This window comes from Mesorhizobium zhangyense, assembly GCF_011045115.1.
Taxonomy (GTDB): Bacteria; Pseudomonadota; Alphaproteobacteria; order Rhizobiales; family Rhizobiaceae; genus Mesorhizobium_M; species Mesorhizobium_M zhangyense.
This window is the reverse complement of sequence record NZ_JAAKZG010000001.1, coordinates 134,231-148,674: the sequence shown is the minus strand read 5'-3', so window position 1 is coordinate 148,674 and position 14,444 is coordinate 134,231. Positions and strand designations below refer to the sequence as shown.

Here is a 14,444-nt window from a genome sequence, read left to right as displayed (position 1 = left end):
CACATCATGGATCTCGGCATTCGGGGAAAGACGGCTATCGTCTGCGCGTCAAGTCGCGGATTGGGACGCGGCTGCGCTATAGCCTTGGCGGAAGCGGGTTGCGATCTCGTCGTCAACGGACGCGATGCTGCGATCCTGGCGAAAACCGCGCAGGAGATTCGCGACCGCTTTGGCGTGAAGGTTGTCGAAGTTCCGGGCAGCGTTTCCGACCCGGAGGTTCAGAAGCAATTACTGGCGGCAGCTCCTACGCCGGACATTCTCGTCAACAACAATGGCGGACCGCCCTTCCGGCCGCTCAAGGAACTCGACCGGCAGAAGATGCTCGACGGGGTCGTCAACAACATGATCACGCCGATCGAGCTCGTCCAGGCCGTGGTCGGTGGCATGGCAGAGCGCGGCTTCGGCCGTATCGTCAACATCACATCGCTGTCGGTCTATGTGCCTATTCCCGGCCTCGACCTGTCGTCAGGCGCGCGTGCCGGCCTGACATCGTTCCTGGCAGGCGTTGCCCGCACGGTTGCCGACCGCAACGTGACCATCAACAACATGCTTCCAGGCAAGCTCGACACAGACCGGCTTCGCGGCCCCCACGAGCCAGGCAGCGTCGAATCACCCGAAGCAGCTACCGAGCGCAAGACGCGCATCAGCGCCGACGTTCCGGCCAAACGCCTCGGCACGCCGGAAGAGTTCGGACAGATCTGCGCCTTTCTCTGCTCGGTTCATGCGGGTTATCTCACCGGGCAGAACATACCCGTCGACGGCGGCCTCTATGTGAGCGCCTTCTAACGCGAATCCACCAGCTGATTCATTTTACGAGATTCTGACGGCAAATGACTGGAATCATGGGAATTTCCTGATTCCAGTTATTTTCGTTACCGAACCGCCTCGAAAAACCGGAATCGCGTGCTAAAACACAGTCGAAACGATTGAATACGGGGTTAGACCGCTACCATGGACAACGAAAAAAAGAACGATGCGGCTCGCTCCGATTTCGAAGAAGCGGCGCTGTACTTCCATAAGTACCCGGTGCCGGGAAAGCTCGAGATCCAGGCCACCAAGCCGCTCGGCAACCAGCGCGACCTGGCGCTGGCCTATTCGCCTGGCGTGGCGGCGCCGTGCCTCGCGATAAGGGACGATCCGGCAACGGCTGCGGACTATACGGCGCGCGCCAATCTGGTCGGTGTGGTCTCGAACGGCACTGCCGTGCTCGGCCTCGGCAATATCGGACCCCTCGCCTCCAAGCCGGTGATGGAAGGCAAGGCCGTCCTGTTCAAGAAGTTTGCCGGCATCGATGTGTTCGACATTGAGATCGATGCGCCCGAAATCGACCGCATGGTCGAGACAATCTCCGCCCTTGAACCAACCTTCGGCGGCATCAACCTCGAAGACATCAAGGCGCCGGAATGCTTTGAAGTGGAAGAACGGCTTAAGGCCCGGATGAAAATCCCGGTCTTCCACGACGACCAGCACGGCACCGCGATCATCGTTGCGGCAGCGGTGCTCAACGGTCTCGAATTCGCCGGCAAGAAGATCGAGGACATCAAGATCGTCACCTCAGGCGCCGGTGCGGCAGCTCTTGCCTGCCTCAACCTCCTGGTTTCGCTTGGTGCCAAGGTGGAAAACATCTGGGTCACAGACCGTTTCGGCGTCGCCTACAAGGGGCGGCTGGATGAGATGGATCGCTGGAAAGACCCCTATGTGAAGGATACCAATGCGCGCACGCTTGAGGATGTCATCGGAGGCGCCGACGTATTCCTCGGCCTCTCCGCAGCCGGCGTTCTGAAGCCTGAACTGCTGAAGCACATGGCGGAAAAGCCGCTTGTCCTGGCACTGGCCAACCCGACGCCGGAGATCATGCCGGAGGTTGCCCGCGCGGCCCGGCCGGACGCCATGATCTGCACCGGCCGTTCCGATTTCCCCAATCAGGTCAACAACGTACTGTGCTTTCCTTACATCTTCCGTGGGGCACTCGACTGCGGCGCAAGCGCCATCAACGAAGATATGAAGATGGCCGCTGTCCGCGCCATCGCCGCCCTTGCGCGCGAGGAACCGTCGGATGTCGCGGCGCGCGCCTATTCCGGTGAGACGCCGGTCTTCGGACCTGACTTCCTGATCCCCTCGCCGTTCGACCCGCGCCTGATCCTGCGGATTGCGCCGGCTGTGGCCAAAGCGGCCTGCGAGACCGGCGTAGCCACACGGCCGATTACGGATTTTCCGGCCTATATCGACCGGCTGAACCGCTTTGTCTTCCGCTCCGGTCTTGTCATGAAGCCGGTGTTTTCCACCGCGAAGATGTCGACGGCCAAGCGCGTCATCTATGCCGACGGCGAAGACGAGCGCGTGCTGCGCGCCGCACAGGTGGTGCTTGAGGAAGGCATTGCCGAGCCGATCCTGATCGGCCGCCCGAATGTCATCGATGTCCGGTTGCGGCGCTATGGCTTACGCATTCGTCCCGGCACGGATTTCGAGCTGATCAACCCCGAGGACGATCCGCGCTACCGCGACTATGTCGATCAGCTGATCGAACTCGCAGGCCGGCGCGGTGTGACCCAGGAAGCCGCGCGCACCATGGTCCGCACGGACACGACCGTCATTGCTGCACTTGCCATGCGGCGCGGCGATGCCGATGCCATGATCTGCGGCCTCGAAGGGCGCTTCGCCCGCCACCTGCGCAATGTGACGCTGATCATCGGACCGCGCGCCGGCGTCAGCGACCGTGATCTCTCCACGCTGTCGATGCTGATTTCCAGCCGTGGCGTGACGTTCTTCACCGACACCTATGTGACGGTTGATCCCTCCGCAGAGGAAATCGCCGAGATGACCATACTGGCGGCCGAGGAAATCCGCCGCTTCGGCATCGAGCCCAAGGCGGCATTGCTGTCGCACTCGAACTTCGGCTCGCGCGACTCCCCGAGCGCATTGAAGATGCGCGAGGCAGCCGCGATCCTGAAGAGGATCGCGCCCGAGCTTCAGAGCGACGGTGAAATGCACGCAGACTCCGCTCTGTCGGAACATCTGCGGCAGCGCGTCTATCCGCATTCCACGCTCAAGGGCGAAGCCAATCTCCTCGTCTTCCCCAATCTCGATTCAGCGAACATCGCGCTGACCACGGTAAAGCAGATGACGGACGCCCTGCATGTCGGGCCGATCCTGCTCGGCACCGAGCAGCCTGCGCATATCCTGACGCCGTCGGTTACATCGCGCGGCGTCGTGAACATGACCGCACTTGCGGTGGTGGAAGCAGCTCAAAAGGCTCAGGCGACCATCTCGAAAGCCGGCTAACCAATAGCGATCACGAAAAGGTCAACTGTCCAAACGCGAAGAAAGAGTTAACCTCGTATGTGGTAACGGAGTGACGCCTGATCAGCGGCGGAATCTTTGATCAGGCATAGCAAACGTTCGGGGGGCGCCTGATGGCCGGGTTGAACGGTTTGGCACGTGCATTGGCGGCGCTGCTCGTCTTGGCTTCGATCGTCTTCGCAACCTCGGCGATAGCCGCTAGCTCCCGCGTTTGCCGGCAGCTCGAGGCCGAGCTCGCATCCGCTGGATCAGGCGGTGGCGGGTCCGCACAATTTCGCAGATACGATGCAGCGCTGAGCAAACAGCGCCAGCAGCTTTCTGCTGCAAAGGGCAATGCGCGCGCTGCAGGCTGCGGTTTCTCCCTGTTCGGCAGCAATGTGCAGCAATGCGCCAGGATCAACGCAAACGTCCAGAAGATGGAACGCAACGTCGACACCCTTCAGCGCAAGCGCGATCAGTCTGCCGGGCGTGGAGGCGGAAGATCGCGAGCGACCATACTCGCTTCCCTCAACGCCAATGGCTGCCGCAATCAAGTAGTGGCGCGGCAACCATTTTCTCCTCGCACGGACAATTCGGATAGAGGCAACTACCTGGTCATGCAGCCACAGGTTGGAACCGGCGAGCGGCGCCAGACAATCGACAACGCACCAGTGCGTACCGCCCGGCAGGTCGCCAAGCCCAATCAAGCATCTGGTATGCAAACGCCGAGCGGCCAGTATCGAACCGTCTGTGTGCGCACATGCGACGGCTATTACTTCCCGATGTCCTTTGCGTCTTCGAAGCGCGAATTCGCCCGCGACCAGCAGAATTGCCAGGCGATGTGCCCAGGCGCCGAGATGCAGGTCTTCTTCCACCAAAGCAGCCCTGCGGCGATGAAGGAGGTCAAGGAAGGCGAAGAGGCGCCGGAAATCAGCGACGAGTCGGCCGACATGGTTTCCTCCGTCAGCGGCAAGCCATATTCCGAGATGCCGAACGCTTATCTCTACAAGCGCGAAACCCTGCCAAAGCCGGAAGGCTGCAGCTGCAATGCACCGAAGAATTTCGAAGTGATTGCCGGAAACCCGCCACCTTCAAGCGAAGCGACCTCCTCGACTGCGCCAAACGAGTCTCCGTCGATCCTGCCGGTGGCGCCACCTGCTGCCCAGGAAACGCACGCAAGCTCCATTCAGAAACTTGGGCCGGAACCTGCTGCACAGCCTGCGGAAACCAAGCCGTCGGAACTTGCACCGCTTGACCCCAATCGCAAGGTCAGGGTCGTCGGGCCAGTGTTCCTTCCCGACCCAGAAGGGGCAATAGATCTGCGAGCTCCGGCCCAGAGGCAAGTCCCGTAAGCGCCAGTCGCAGGGGCATGAACAACGTCTTGCCCTTGCGCTTGGTTTCTTCCTTTACGGCGCCGGTCCAAGCCTTCCAGGTCGACCCGTCCCAAGGCTCTTCGGGGAGCATGTCGAACGCCTGGTTCACGAATTCACGGTCCTTGTCTGAAAGTTCGACGGGCTCTTCCGGACCCTGATTGACGATGCGCCACCAGGTAACAGCATCGCCCAGTTTTTCGAGATTTCCGCGCACGGCCAGCCAGAAAGACTCGGCCTTTTCTCCCGACACGCCGAGTGCCGAAAGCCGGTCCTGCGCTTCGTTGAATGGCAGCTGATGGAGCAGCGCGCGGTTGAGCACGATAAGCTCCGCCGGATCGAATTTCGACGCAGACTTCGACGTTGCTTCTGGATCGAACCGCTCCGCAAGCTCTGACATATGGGGCACAGCGGTCACGCTTTCAGACGTCCCGATCAGCACCGCCAGCGAGGCAACCGCCATCGGCTCCAGGCCGGATTCGCGCAGGCTTTTGATCGAAAGCGCACCGCTGCGCTTCGAAAGCCCCTCGCCGGTGCTCGTCGTCAAAAGATTATGATGCCCGAAGGCCGGCGGCTCGGCACCGAGCGCCTTGAACAGCGCGATCTGCACACCGGTGTTGGTGACATGGTCGTCGCCGCGGATGACATGGGTCACGCCCATGTCGATGTCGTCTACGACGGACGGCAGCGTGTAGAGATAGGTACCGTCCTCGCGCACCAGAACCGGGTCTGATAGCGATGCGAGATCGACGGTTTCTTCGCCGCGCACCACATCGTCCCACTGGATTTCGGTGCGTTCCGTCTCGAACGGGTTATCCCTGAAATTCGGCAGCAGGAAACGCCAATGCGGCTTGCGGCCTTCGACCTCCAGCGCCTCGCGCTCCTCACCGGTCAGCTTCAGCGCCTCGCGGCCATAGACCGGCGGCAGCTTGCGGGAGAGCCGTATCTTGCGCTTCAGCTCCAGCTCTTCCGATGTCTCGTAGCAGGCGTAGAGCAGGCCCGCCGCCTTCAGCTTCTCGACCGCCGCGTCATAGGCATCGAAGCGCCGCGACTGATAGTCGGTGGCATCGGGAAAGATGCCCAGCCAATGCAGGTCGTAGAGGATGGCGTCGGCATATTCCTGCTTCGAGCGTAGCACGTCGGTGTCATCGAAGCGCTGGATGAAGCGGCCGCCGTTCTTCATGGCAAACAGCCAGTTGAACAGCGCCGTGCGGGCATTGCCGATATGGATCAAGCCTGTCGGCGACGGGGCAAAACGAACGGTTACAGTCATTTTCCCCGGTTAACGGAACGATATGGCCTTGGCAAGGCTGCACGCGCCGGCCACGCAGACGCGCGGCCGGCGGATTTGGCCCTTTAGACCACCAGGCCCTTGGTCAGCTCCAGCGCCTGCCGTTCGAACAGGCGGCGATAGATGCCACCTTTCAGGCGGATGAGCGCCTGGTGATCGCCCTCTTCCACGATCTTGCCATTGTCGAACACCAGCAGCCGGTCGAGCGCCCGCACCGTCGAAAGACGGTGGGCAATGACCAGCGTCGTGCGCCCGATCATCAGCCGCTCCATCGCCTGCTGGATCAGCACCTCCGATTCCGAATCGAGGCTCGACGTAGCCTCGTCCAGTATCAGGATCGGCGCATCCGCAAGGAACGCACGCGCAATTGCCACGCGCTGGCGCTCGCCGCCCGACAGCTTCACGCCGCGTTCACCCACCAGCGTGCCATAGCCCTTGGGCAGCCGGGTGATGAAGTCATGCGCGCTGGCAAGCCGTGCCGCATTCTCGATCTCGGCCTGCGAGGCACCCGGCCGCGCATAGGCGATGTTTTCGGCAAGCGACCTGTGAAACAGGATCGGCTCCTGCTGCACGATGGCAATCTGCTGGCGCAGCGATGCCTGCGTCACCTGCGAAATATCCTGCCCGTCGATCACGATGCGACCGCCGCTGACATCGTAAAGCCGCTGGATCAGCTTGACGAAGGTCGTCTTGCCCGATCCCGAATGCCCGACGAGACCGACACGCTCACCGGCTGCGATCGTCACCGAGAAATTCTCGTAGAGCGGCAGCCTGTGGCTTCCATAGTGGAAGGTGACGTTCTCGAAATCGATCCGCCCGACGGTGATCTCGATCGGCTTGGCATAGGGCTTGTCCTCGATGCCGAGAGCCTGGCCGTGGATATCGACCAGTTCCTCCATATCGTTGACCGAGCGCTGCAGGTTGCGCACATGCATGCCGACATCGCGCAGATAACCCTGAAGCACGAAGAACGAGGTCAACACGAACGTGATATCGCCGGCACTCGCCTGCCCGCGCGACCACAACTGCAGCGCAAAGCCGATCACCGCCGCGCGCAGCACGAGCAGCGTCGCACCTTGCGTCGTGCCGTTGATAGTGCCGCGAACCCAAGTCCGCCGCGTCCGGTGCTGCCACTTGGCGGTCACCTTGGCGAGCCGGCCATCTTCACGCCTTTCCGCGCCAAAAGCCTTGACGACGGAATTACAGCTCACCGCGTCGGCCAGTGACCCGCCAAGGCGTGTGTCCCAGCGATTGGCGAGACTTGCCGCAGGCGCGACATAGCCGAGTGACAGCGATACCGTCACTGCGATGTAGATCAACGAGCCGATACCGATGATCACGCCCATCATGGGCCAGTACCAGCCGAGCAGCAGCGTCGAGCCGATGAGCATCACGAGCGACGGGAACAACGCGACCAGTATCGTGTCGTTCAGCAGGTCGAGCGCCCACATGCCGCGCGTCACCTTGCGCACGGTCGAGCCGGCAAAGCTGTTGGCATGCCAATCCGTCGAAAAGCGCTGGACGCGATTAAACGCATCGGCCGCGATATCCGACATCATGTTCAGCGTCAGGTCGATGATGCCCATGAAGGCAATGTGGCGCATGACGATGGCGCCAAGCGCCAGCGCCAGCAGCGTGAAGAACGCTGCGAGTGCGGCATTCCACGCAACCACATCCGTCGCCGCGCCATTGGCGACAGCGTCGACCAGACGGCCGGAATAGAGCGGCGTCAGTACGTCGGCCAGGGTCGAAACCAGAACCGCAGCTGCGATCACCGAAGCGCGGACAGGCTGACGCTGCCAGTGGCGGGCGGTGAAGCCCAGAACGCTGCGGAACGCGCCGCCGCGCCAGTCGATACGAAAACGAGCCATGATGTCATTCGGGCGAAAAGCGTCACCCGATCCCAGTAAAGTCAGTTTTGAAAACCCCGCGAAGGACGACAAAACGTCCGGAGATGCGGGTACGAAGCGAATTTGGCTGCAAGCCCGATCAACATGATCGGGCGGCGACCGAGACCGAAGAGTGCCAGGCTCTGAACTTGCTCCGAACCGCCAAGCAATCAGCTTGGGCGACGGAGCATCGCAGACCTAGGCCTCAAGACCTCGCATGAAATTGTCAAATCCTGGCATTCGCACCCTCCCAAAAGGGAATCGCAGAAATTTGCTTATAGGTGAGGCCTGCGTTTTCGCCAAGTCAGCCCGTGCCGCAAAATGCAACTGGCATAAAGGTTGACGTAGTTTTGCAACAGTGGCGTGTGTCAGGCAGGCTTTCGCGCCAGCCGCATATACATTCCGTCCGTTGAGATGACGAAGCCGAACTGCTCGTAGAGCTTGTGTGCGTCGCCGGTTCGCAGGCTCCAGCTGCCAACGCCGGCGAGATCTGGATGGTCGAGCAATGCCGCGATGAGCTTCTTGCCGATGCCGGCGCCACGCCGATCAGGCCAGATGATGACGTCGCAGAGATAGGCGAAACAGGCGTAATCGGTGACGGCACGCGCGAAGCCGACCTGCTCACCGTCGATAAAGGCAGCGGCGCAAAATGAGCTGTCGAACGCTCGGCGATGTATCTCGTCGCTCCGACCATCGCCCCAGTAGCTCTCCTTCAGGATCTCCGAGGTCTTCTGGAAATCGATTCGCGACGGCTCGAAGCTGATCTCGACATTAGCCATTTTTGTCAGCCCCGATCACGGTACCGGTTGGTAATGGGATAGCGGCGGTCGCGGCCGAAATTCTTCTTGGTGATCTTCACGCCCGGCGCCGACTGCCGCCGCTTGTACTCGGCGATGTAGAGCAGATGCTCGATGCGGTGCACCGTATCGCGATCATGGCCGCGCGCGACGATATCGTCCGTGCCCATCTCGTTCTCGACAAGGCATTCGAGGATATCGTCCAGCACCGGATAAGGCGGCAGCGAATCCTGGTCGGTCTGGTTTTCGCGCAGTTCCGCCGAGGGCGCCTTGTCGATAATGTTTGCCGGTATCACTTCGCCCGACGGTCCGAGTGCCGTCGGCGGTACATGGCCGTTGCGCCAGCGGGCCAGCGCATAGACCTGCATCTTGTAGAGGTCCTTGATCGGGTTGAAGCCGCCATTCATGTCGCCGTAGAGCGTGGCGTAGCCGACCGACATTTCCGACTTGTTGCCTGTGGTGACGACCATCGACCCGAACTTGTTGGAAATCGCCATCAGGATCGTGCCGCGCGCGCGGCTTTGAAGGTTCTCCTCGGTGATTCCTTCCTTGGTGCCTTCGAACATCTGTTCGAGCGCGTGCAAGAAGCCTTCGACGGGCTCGAAGATCGGCACGATATCGTAGCGGCAGCCAAGCGCGCGGGCACAGTCCTCGGCGTCCTTCAGCGAATCCTTCGAGGTATAGCGATATGGCATCATCACGGCGCGCAGCCGCTCCTCGCCCAGCGCATCGACGGCCAGAGCGGCGCAAATTGCCGAATCGATGCCGCCCGACATGCCGAGAACGACATTCTTGAAACCGTTCTTGTTCACATAGTCGCGCAAGCCCAGCATGCAGGCGCGATAGTCGGCCTCTTCCTTTTCGGGAATCTTTGACATCGGCCCGCCGGTGCAGGCCCATCCCTCATCGCTACGCTTCCATGTTGTGACGGAAAGTTGCTCCTCGAACTGCGACATCTGCATGGCGAGCGTCTTGTCGGCGTTGATCGCGAAAGACGCGCCGTCGAAGATCAGTTCGTCCTGCCCGCCAAGCTGGTTTGCAAAAAGCAGCGGCAGGCCGCTCTCGATCACCTGCCGGATCGCCACCTGATGGCGGATATCCACCTTGCCGCGGTAATAGGGCGAACCGTTCGGCACCAGCAGCAGTTCGGCGCCGCTTTCGGCCAGTGTCTCACAGACGGCGAGATCGTTCCAGATGTCCTCGCAGATCGGAATGCCAAGCCGAACGCCGCGGAAATTGACCGGCCCGGGCATATCCGGGCCCGGCTGGAACACGCGCTTCTCGTCGAACTCGCCATAGTTGGGCAGGTCGACCTTGTAGCGCTCGGCGATGATCTTGCCGCCATCCAGCACCATGACGGAATTGTGCGTACCGCTCTTGCGCTTCAGCGGTGTGCCGATGATGACTCCGGGACCGCCATCAGCAGTATCCTTCGCAAGATCCTCTACCGCCCTTTCGCACGCTGCCAACAGCGCCGGCTTCAAAACAAGGTCCTCAGGCGGATAGCCAACAATGAAAAGCTCGGTGAACAGGACGATGTCGGCACCCTGGCGGGCAGCATCCGTTCTCGCCTCGCGCGCCTTGGCGAGATTGCCGGCGATGTCGCCGACGGTCGGGTTCAACTGGGCAACTGCGATGCGCAGGATATCGGGAGCGGCAGGCTTCTTTGTCATATCAGCGGTGTAGCGCGACGGCTTTATGCTTGCAACGGACAGCGCAGCCAATGATTTAGGCCACAATGCTCAACATGAGCATAACAGACGGATTTTAACGTGGGTCATAGCGCTCGCACCCTTCGGCCATCTATTCGCCCGTATATTCGCGGATCGTCTCGGGCGCGTGGTTCTCGCCGATCGACATCGCCAGGATGCGCGAAATGTGCTTGCGCGGCAGTCCCGTCTTCTGCACCCAGTCGTTGATTTGAATCTGTATCCGGGAAAGATCGCGTTTCGATGTCGGGTTTTCGCTAATGTCGAGCCCGGCATCGCGCAACGCCGCGCCCATATCCTGCGAGATGATAAAGCTGTCCCAATCCAGCCAGCGCAGGAAATACTGCCCGGTATTGCCGCCGAGCCGGCTGCCATGCTTGGCCAGATATGCGGTCAGGCCGATCTGGTCGTCGGCGGGCCATTGGGCGAGGAATTTGCCGAAGCTGCCATGCTCTTTCGACATGCGCTCGACGAAAACGGCATTGTCGCGCACCGATTTTATCTTCTGCGGATTGCGAACGATACGCTTGTCCGCCGTGAGGTCATGCCAGAAGTCGTCAGGCTGGAAGAGCAGGCGCTTGGGCTCGAAACCCAGAAATGCCTCCTCGAACCCGGGCCATTTCTGCTCTATCACCCGCCACACGAAACCTGCAGCAAAGACACGCTCAGCCATGGTCGAGAGAATACGGTGGTCCGGGATTTTCGCCAAAGCCGCATTGTCGGGTACCGAACCCAGCAAGGAGGCAAGAACCGCCTCGCCGCCCTTGCGCTTTGCCGCGCGAGCACGGATTTTATCGAAGTCGAGCATTGCGGCCTCCCTGCAACTTGGCACATCGTAGCATTTTCAATCGCATCGCAGCATCCGTCCATCCCGCTCGATGCGACCACTGACAGTCCTGATGACAAGCATATGGAGGGGACGATGCACAAGACCGTGGCCGATCTGGCGGGCCGTTGGCTGACCCGCAAGCCCGAAGCTTTGACCGACCTCGAACATCGCGTGCTTCAAAGCGCGATCGACCGAAAGGCGATAGCGAAGAACACGGCCAAAGCTTACAAGGAGCGCCAATCCTTCGGCGAGCGTCTCGCTGATTCCATCGCGCGCGTCGGCGGCTCTTGGACGTTCATATTGTCGTTCCTGCTCTTCCTCGTGGTCTGGACAGTCGCAAACGTCTACCTTCTCCGGACCGACGCCTTCGATCCCTACCCCTTCATTTTTCTCAATCTCGTCCTGTCCATGCTGGCCGCCATACAGGCGCCGGTCATCATGATGTCGCAGAACCGGCAAACCGAACGCGACCGCATCGACGCCACGCATGACTATGAAGTCAATCTGAAAGCCGAGATCGAGATCATGGCCTTGCATGAAAAACTCGATGAACTGCGTCATCAGGAGATGTTGGCGATGCGCGACAAGCTGACTGAGCTGACCGAAATGATGCAGCGGCTGGAAGCGCGCCTTGTCGCTGACGGCAGGGCTGGCTGAGCGACAGGCTTCAGCCGATACCGAGCTCACGATCGCCGCGATCGAGAATCAACGGGATGATCAGGTCTTCCTCATCGGCCAGATGCCGGGTCAGCATCGCCACAAGGCGTGTATTCTCGTCGGCATAGGCGTCTGCGGCAAAGCGTTGTTTGTCGTCGGTCTCCTGCAGAGCCCGCAAAAAGGCATTGGCGGTTTCTGCGTTGCGCTCGAGGCCGTCATGAATGATGTGATGATCGGCATCGAGAATGTCGAAGCCGCGTTTCAAACGCTTCTCGGCATTGGCGAAGACTGGAAAATAATGCTCGTCCTCGATCCTGTGATGACCGTCGAGTTGGCCGAGAAAGAAGTTCAGGCGCGGCGCGAAAAATTGCGCAAACTGCGGCGCAGTCGTCTTTCCTTCGCGATAATCGGCAATCACATTGGTGAGGACGCCGCCCAGTTCGCGGAACATGTCGTGGCGCTGCAGCCACATGTTCGCCATACCGCCGATATTGACGTGCGCCTGCCAGTCTTCGCGCGGATATTTTTCGGCGAGCCAGCGCAAGTCCTCTGGCAAGCCGGCGCGGTGTTCAAGCTCCGTGCGAATTTCGCTCATGGTGCGGGATTATCCTTGTGCCCCGCACATATAGGATGTCGCGGCTAAAGCGGTAGGCCGGTGAACCTCTCGATAATTGCAATGCCCCAGACGCCGGCGGCGATAATCACCGAGATCAGCACCGCCAGCGAGCCGCAGTCCTTTGCGAGCTGGATGTCGATGTTGAACTCGCGCGAAACGGCATCGCAGGCAGCTTCGATGCCAGTGTTCAGCACCTCGACCATTATCAGAAGCAGCAGCGCTCCTATCAGCAAGGCATAGCCGCGCCAGCTCGATGCCACGAGCCAACCGACCGGGATCGCGATCGCAAGCAGGATAACCTCCTGCTGGAATGCCTTCTCGGAGCGGATGAGCCGGCTAAAGGCCCTTACCGAATTGTGGAAAGCGTTTATCAGCCGTTCCATTGCACAAATCCCCCGCCGAATCGCCGGAAGGGGATCATGTAGCGCACCGGGCTTTAGTGGAACAGATAGGAATCATTGGCGAAAAAGCCGTGATCGACCGAATTGTGAACCCGCTCCGCCCTCACCTTCTCGCCGGCTGCGCCATAAGCGAAGAAAATTGGCATCAGATGCTCGTCGGTCGGATGGTTTTCGGATGGAAACGGCGCCTTGGTCTTCCAGTCGAGGATCGAAGCCGTATCGTTGGCGGCGAGCTTTTCCTCGAACCAGCCTGTGAAGGCATTCACCTTGGCCGCAAGCGACGGATCGGGCGCCGCTCCCTGACGCATGACCGAGAAGAACGCACGAAGGTTATGCGTGATATGGCCGGAGCCGATCAGCAATACGCCCTCTTCGCGCAGCGGTGAAAGCGCCTGCCCGACGGCATAATGCCAGGCAGCATCCCGGTTCGGATCGATCGATACCTGCACGATCGGTATGTTGGCCTGCGGGAAAGCCAGCTTTAGAGGCGTCCAGGTGCCGTGATCATAGCCGCGCTTTCCGAGCCTTGCAGGATCGAGCCCTGCCTGATCGAGAAGCGCCAGCACCTTTTCGGCAAGCTCCGGCGCACCGGGAGCCGCGTAAATCATCTTGTAAAGCTCTGGAGCAAAGCCACCGAAATCATAGATCATTTCGGGCCTGGGATCGGTAACCACGGTAACACCATGCGTTTCGAAATGAGCCGAAACGATCACGATCGCCTTTGGCGCCGGCACACGATCGGAGATCGTTTCAAGATAATGCCGCGCCGGCGTGTCGCTGATGACGATATTCGGGCCGCCGTGGGAAATGAACAGTGTGGGCATGGTGGTCATGGGCTTTCTCCTTGACCATCATATACGCCCGTTCAAACAAGCTGGGCAGAGCGCCAGCCGTCGACGAACCGTTCAACAATCGAGAACGTTTTGAATTTTCCCGTTCAGTTTCCTGCCACTTTGATAGTGGGCGTGGATTTCGAAAATTGCGGCAGGCCGTCATCGATTTCGTAGTAGTCCCCTTTATCGGCGACGAAGATATGGCTGTGGGCTTCAAGCCTGCTCGGCGCATCGAAAGCGCCGGCCATGACCGAAATCGTATCGAGTTCGTCATGCTTCCAGAAGAGAACCGAACCGCAAACGCTGCAGAAGCCGCGCCTGGCGGTATCCGACCCGCGATACCAGGTGATGTTGCTTGCCCCTTCGATCATGATTCTGTCATCGGGAACGTTGGTTGCTGCGAAGAAATGGCCGCTTTGCTTGCGGCATTGCTTGCAGTGGCAATAAATCACGCCGCGCAACGGTCCCGACGTCGTGAAATGGACAGCGCCACAGCTACAAGAGCCAGTTCGTGTATCGTTCATCTCGTGCCCGCAGTGCTAGAAGGTGGCGTGTTTCGCTGAGTCCGCTGATATCGCCATAAGTATATTCAACTTACTTTGGTAATTGCGACATCAAGGCAGAAAATTCACGGTCAATCCCGTGGGTGTGCAATTGTGAAACAATCTTTCACCAAATCGATGCCTGTCAACTTGCGCCTGTTCTATCAGTCAATTAAGGAAACTTTAGCTCGGCAGCATATAGCATGAATGCAAGCAGAGGTCGCAGGGGGG

Annotated in this window: 13 protein-coding genes; 4 read left to right on the top strand and 9 right to left on the bottom strand. The window is 60.1% G+C overall.

What is annotated here, in order from left to right:
* Positions 1–6: 6 nt before the first annotated feature.
* The 3 genes from G6N74_RS00735 (at position 7) to G6N74_RS00725 (ending at position 4,631) form a co-directional block, all read left to right on the top strand.
* On the top strand, positions 7–786 hold the full coding sequence (locus G6N74_RS00735) for an SDR family oxidoreductase (protein ID WP_165113255.1): 780 nt from the start codon (positions 7–9) through the stop codon (positions 784–786).
* Between the two features lie 165 nt (positions 787–951).
* On the top strand, positions 952–3,282 hold the full coding sequence (locus tag G6N74_RS00730; RefSeq protein WP_165113253.1) for an NADP-dependent malic enzyme: 2,331 nt from the start codon (positions 952–954) through the stop codon (positions 3,280–3,282).
* A gap of 131 nt (positions 3,283–3,413) precedes the next feature.
* Complete coding sequence (locus G6N74_RS00725; protein ID WP_165113251.1) at positions 3,414–4,631, top strand: DUF2865 domain-containing protein; 1,218 nt, start codon at positions 3,414–3,416, stop codon at positions 4,629–4,631.
* Here G6N74_RS00725 and gltX read toward each other — a convergent pair.
* The 5 genes from gltX to G6N74_RS00700 all read right to left on the bottom strand — a co-directional run bounded on the left by gltX (position 4,549) and on the right by G6N74_RS00700 (position 11,143).
* Positions 4,549–5,922, bottom strand: coding sequence for a glutamate--tRNA ligase (gltX, locus tag G6N74_RS00720; protein WP_165113249.1), 1,374 nt, complete (start codon positions 5,920–5,922; stop codon positions 4,549–4,551). The two genes, G6N74_RS00725 and gltX, sit on opposite strands and share 83 nt — an antisense overlap.
* A gap of 83 nt (positions 5,923–6,005) precedes the next feature.
* Entirely contained in the window at positions 6,006–7,811 is a 1,806-nt protein-coding gene (locus G6N74_RS00715; protein WP_165113247.1) for an ABC transporter ATP-binding protein, read from the bottom strand.
* Between the two features lie 386 nt (positions 7,812–8,197).
* Positions 8,198–8,608 (bottom strand): GNAT family N-acetyltransferase, encoded by a 411-nt coding sequence (locus G6N74_RS00710; protein WP_165113245.1) that lies wholly within the window; start codon positions 8,606–8,608, stop codon positions 8,198–8,200.
* Positions 8,609–8,613: 5 nt separating this feature from the next.
* Positions 8,614–10,299: an NAD+ synthase gene (locus G6N74_RS00705; protein WP_165114377.1), complete on the bottom strand. Its 1,686-nt coding sequence runs from the start codon at positions 10,297–10,299 to the stop codon at positions 8,614–8,616.
* 130 nt (positions 10,300–10,429) lie between these two features.
* Positions 10,430–11,143 carry a DNA-3-methyladenine glycosylase I gene (locus tag G6N74_RS00700; protein WP_165113243.1) on the bottom strand — a complete coding sequence of 238 codons (714 nt, stop codon included), beginning with the start codon at positions 11,141–11,143 and terminating at the stop codon, positions 10,430–10,432.
* A gap of 114 nt (positions 11,144–11,257) precedes the next feature.
* Here G6N74_RS00700 and G6N74_RS00695 point away from each other — a divergent pair, with 114 nt between their 5' ends.
* Positions 11,258–11,821 carry a DUF1003 domain-containing protein gene (locus tag G6N74_RS00695; RefSeq protein WP_165113241.1) on the top strand — a complete coding sequence of 188 codons (564 nt, stop codon included), beginning with the start codon at positions 11,258–11,260 and terminating at the stop codon, positions 11,819–11,821.
* Positions 11,822–11,831: 10 nt separating this feature from the next.
* Here the strand turns inward: G6N74_RS00695 and G6N74_RS00690 are convergent, their stop codons facing one another.
* From G6N74_RS00690 to G6N74_RS00675, 4 genes are all read right to left on the bottom strand, one after another.
* Positions 11,832–12,416 carry a hemerythrin domain-containing protein gene (locus G6N74_RS00690; RefSeq protein ID WP_165113239.1) on the bottom strand — a complete coding sequence of 195 codons (585 nt, stop codon included), beginning with the start codon at positions 12,414–12,416 and terminating at the stop codon, positions 11,832–11,834.
* A 44-nt stretch (positions 12,417–12,460) separates the two neighbouring features.
* Positions 12,461–12,820 carry a diacylglycerol kinase gene (locus G6N74_RS00685; protein WP_091912661.1) on the bottom strand — a complete coding sequence of 120 codons (360 nt, stop codon included), beginning with the start codon at positions 12,818–12,820 and terminating at the stop codon, positions 12,461–12,463.
* A gap of 53 nt (positions 12,821–12,873) precedes the next feature.
* A complete protein-coding gene (locus tag G6N74_RS00680) occupies positions 12,874–13,671 on the bottom strand; it encodes a DODA-type extradiol aromatic ring-opening family dioxygenase (RefSeq protein ID WP_165113237.1) in 798 nt (265 codons plus the stop codon).
* A gap of 104 nt (positions 13,672–13,775) precedes the next feature.
* Entirely contained in the window at positions 13,776–14,195 is a 420-nt protein-coding gene (locus G6N74_RS00675) for a GFA family protein (RefSeq protein ID WP_165113235.1), read from the bottom strand.
* Positions 14,196–14,444: the final 249 nt, after the last annotated feature.

Bases quoted from the DNA above. Each gene is read 5' to 3' on its own strand.
- G6N74_RS00725 (WP_165113251.1), top strand. From the start codon at position 3,414: ATGGCCGGGTTGAACGGTTTGGCACGTGCATTGGCGGCGCTGCTCGTC.
- G6N74_RS00735 (WP_165113255.1), top strand. From the start codon at position 7: ATGGATCTCGGCATTCGGGGAAAGACGGCTATCGTCTGCGCGTCAAGT.
- G6N74_RS00715 (WP_165113247.1), bottom strand. From the start codon at position 7,811: ATGGCTCGTTTTCGTATCGACTGGCGCGGCGGCGCGTTCCGCAGCGTT.
- gltX (WP_165113249.1), bottom strand. From the start codon at position 5,922: ATGACTGTAACCGTTCGTTTTGCCCCGTCGCCGACAGGCTTGATCCAT.
- G6N74_RS00730 (WP_165113253.1), top strand. From the start codon at position 952: ATGGACAACGAAAAAAAGAACGATGCGGCTCGCTCCGATTTCGAAGAA.
- G6N74_RS00695 (WP_165113241.1), top strand. From the start codon at position 11,258: ATGCACAAGACCGTGGCCGATCTGGCGGGCCGTTGGCTGACCCGCAAG.
- G6N74_RS00690 (WP_165113239.1), bottom strand. From the start codon at position 12,416: ATGAGCGAAATTCGCACGGAGCTTGAACACCGCGCCGGCTTGCCAGAG.
- G6N74_RS00705 (WP_165114377.1), bottom strand. From the start codon at position 10,299: ATGACAAAGAAGCCTGCCGCTCCCGATATCCTGCGCATCGCAGTTGCC.
- G6N74_RS00675 (WP_165113235.1), bottom strand. From the start codon at position 14,195: ATGAACGATACACGAACTGGCTCTTGTAGCTGTGGCGCTGTCCATTTC.
- G6N74_RS00685 (WP_091912661.1), bottom strand. From the start codon at position 12,820: ATGGAACGGCTGATAAACGCTTTCCACAATTCGGTAAGGGCCTTTAGC.
- G6N74_RS00700 (WP_165113243.1), bottom strand. From the start codon at position 11,143: ATGCTCGACTTCGATAAAATCCGTGCTCGCGCGGCAAAGCGCAAGGGC.
- G6N74_RS00680 (WP_165113237.1), bottom strand. From the start codon at position 13,671: ATGACCACCATGCCCACACTGTTCATTTCCCACGGCGGCCCGAATATC.
- G6N74_RS00710 (WP_165113245.1), bottom strand. From the start codon at position 8,608: ATGGCTAATGTCGAGATCAGCTTCGAGCCGTCGCGAATCGATTTCCAG.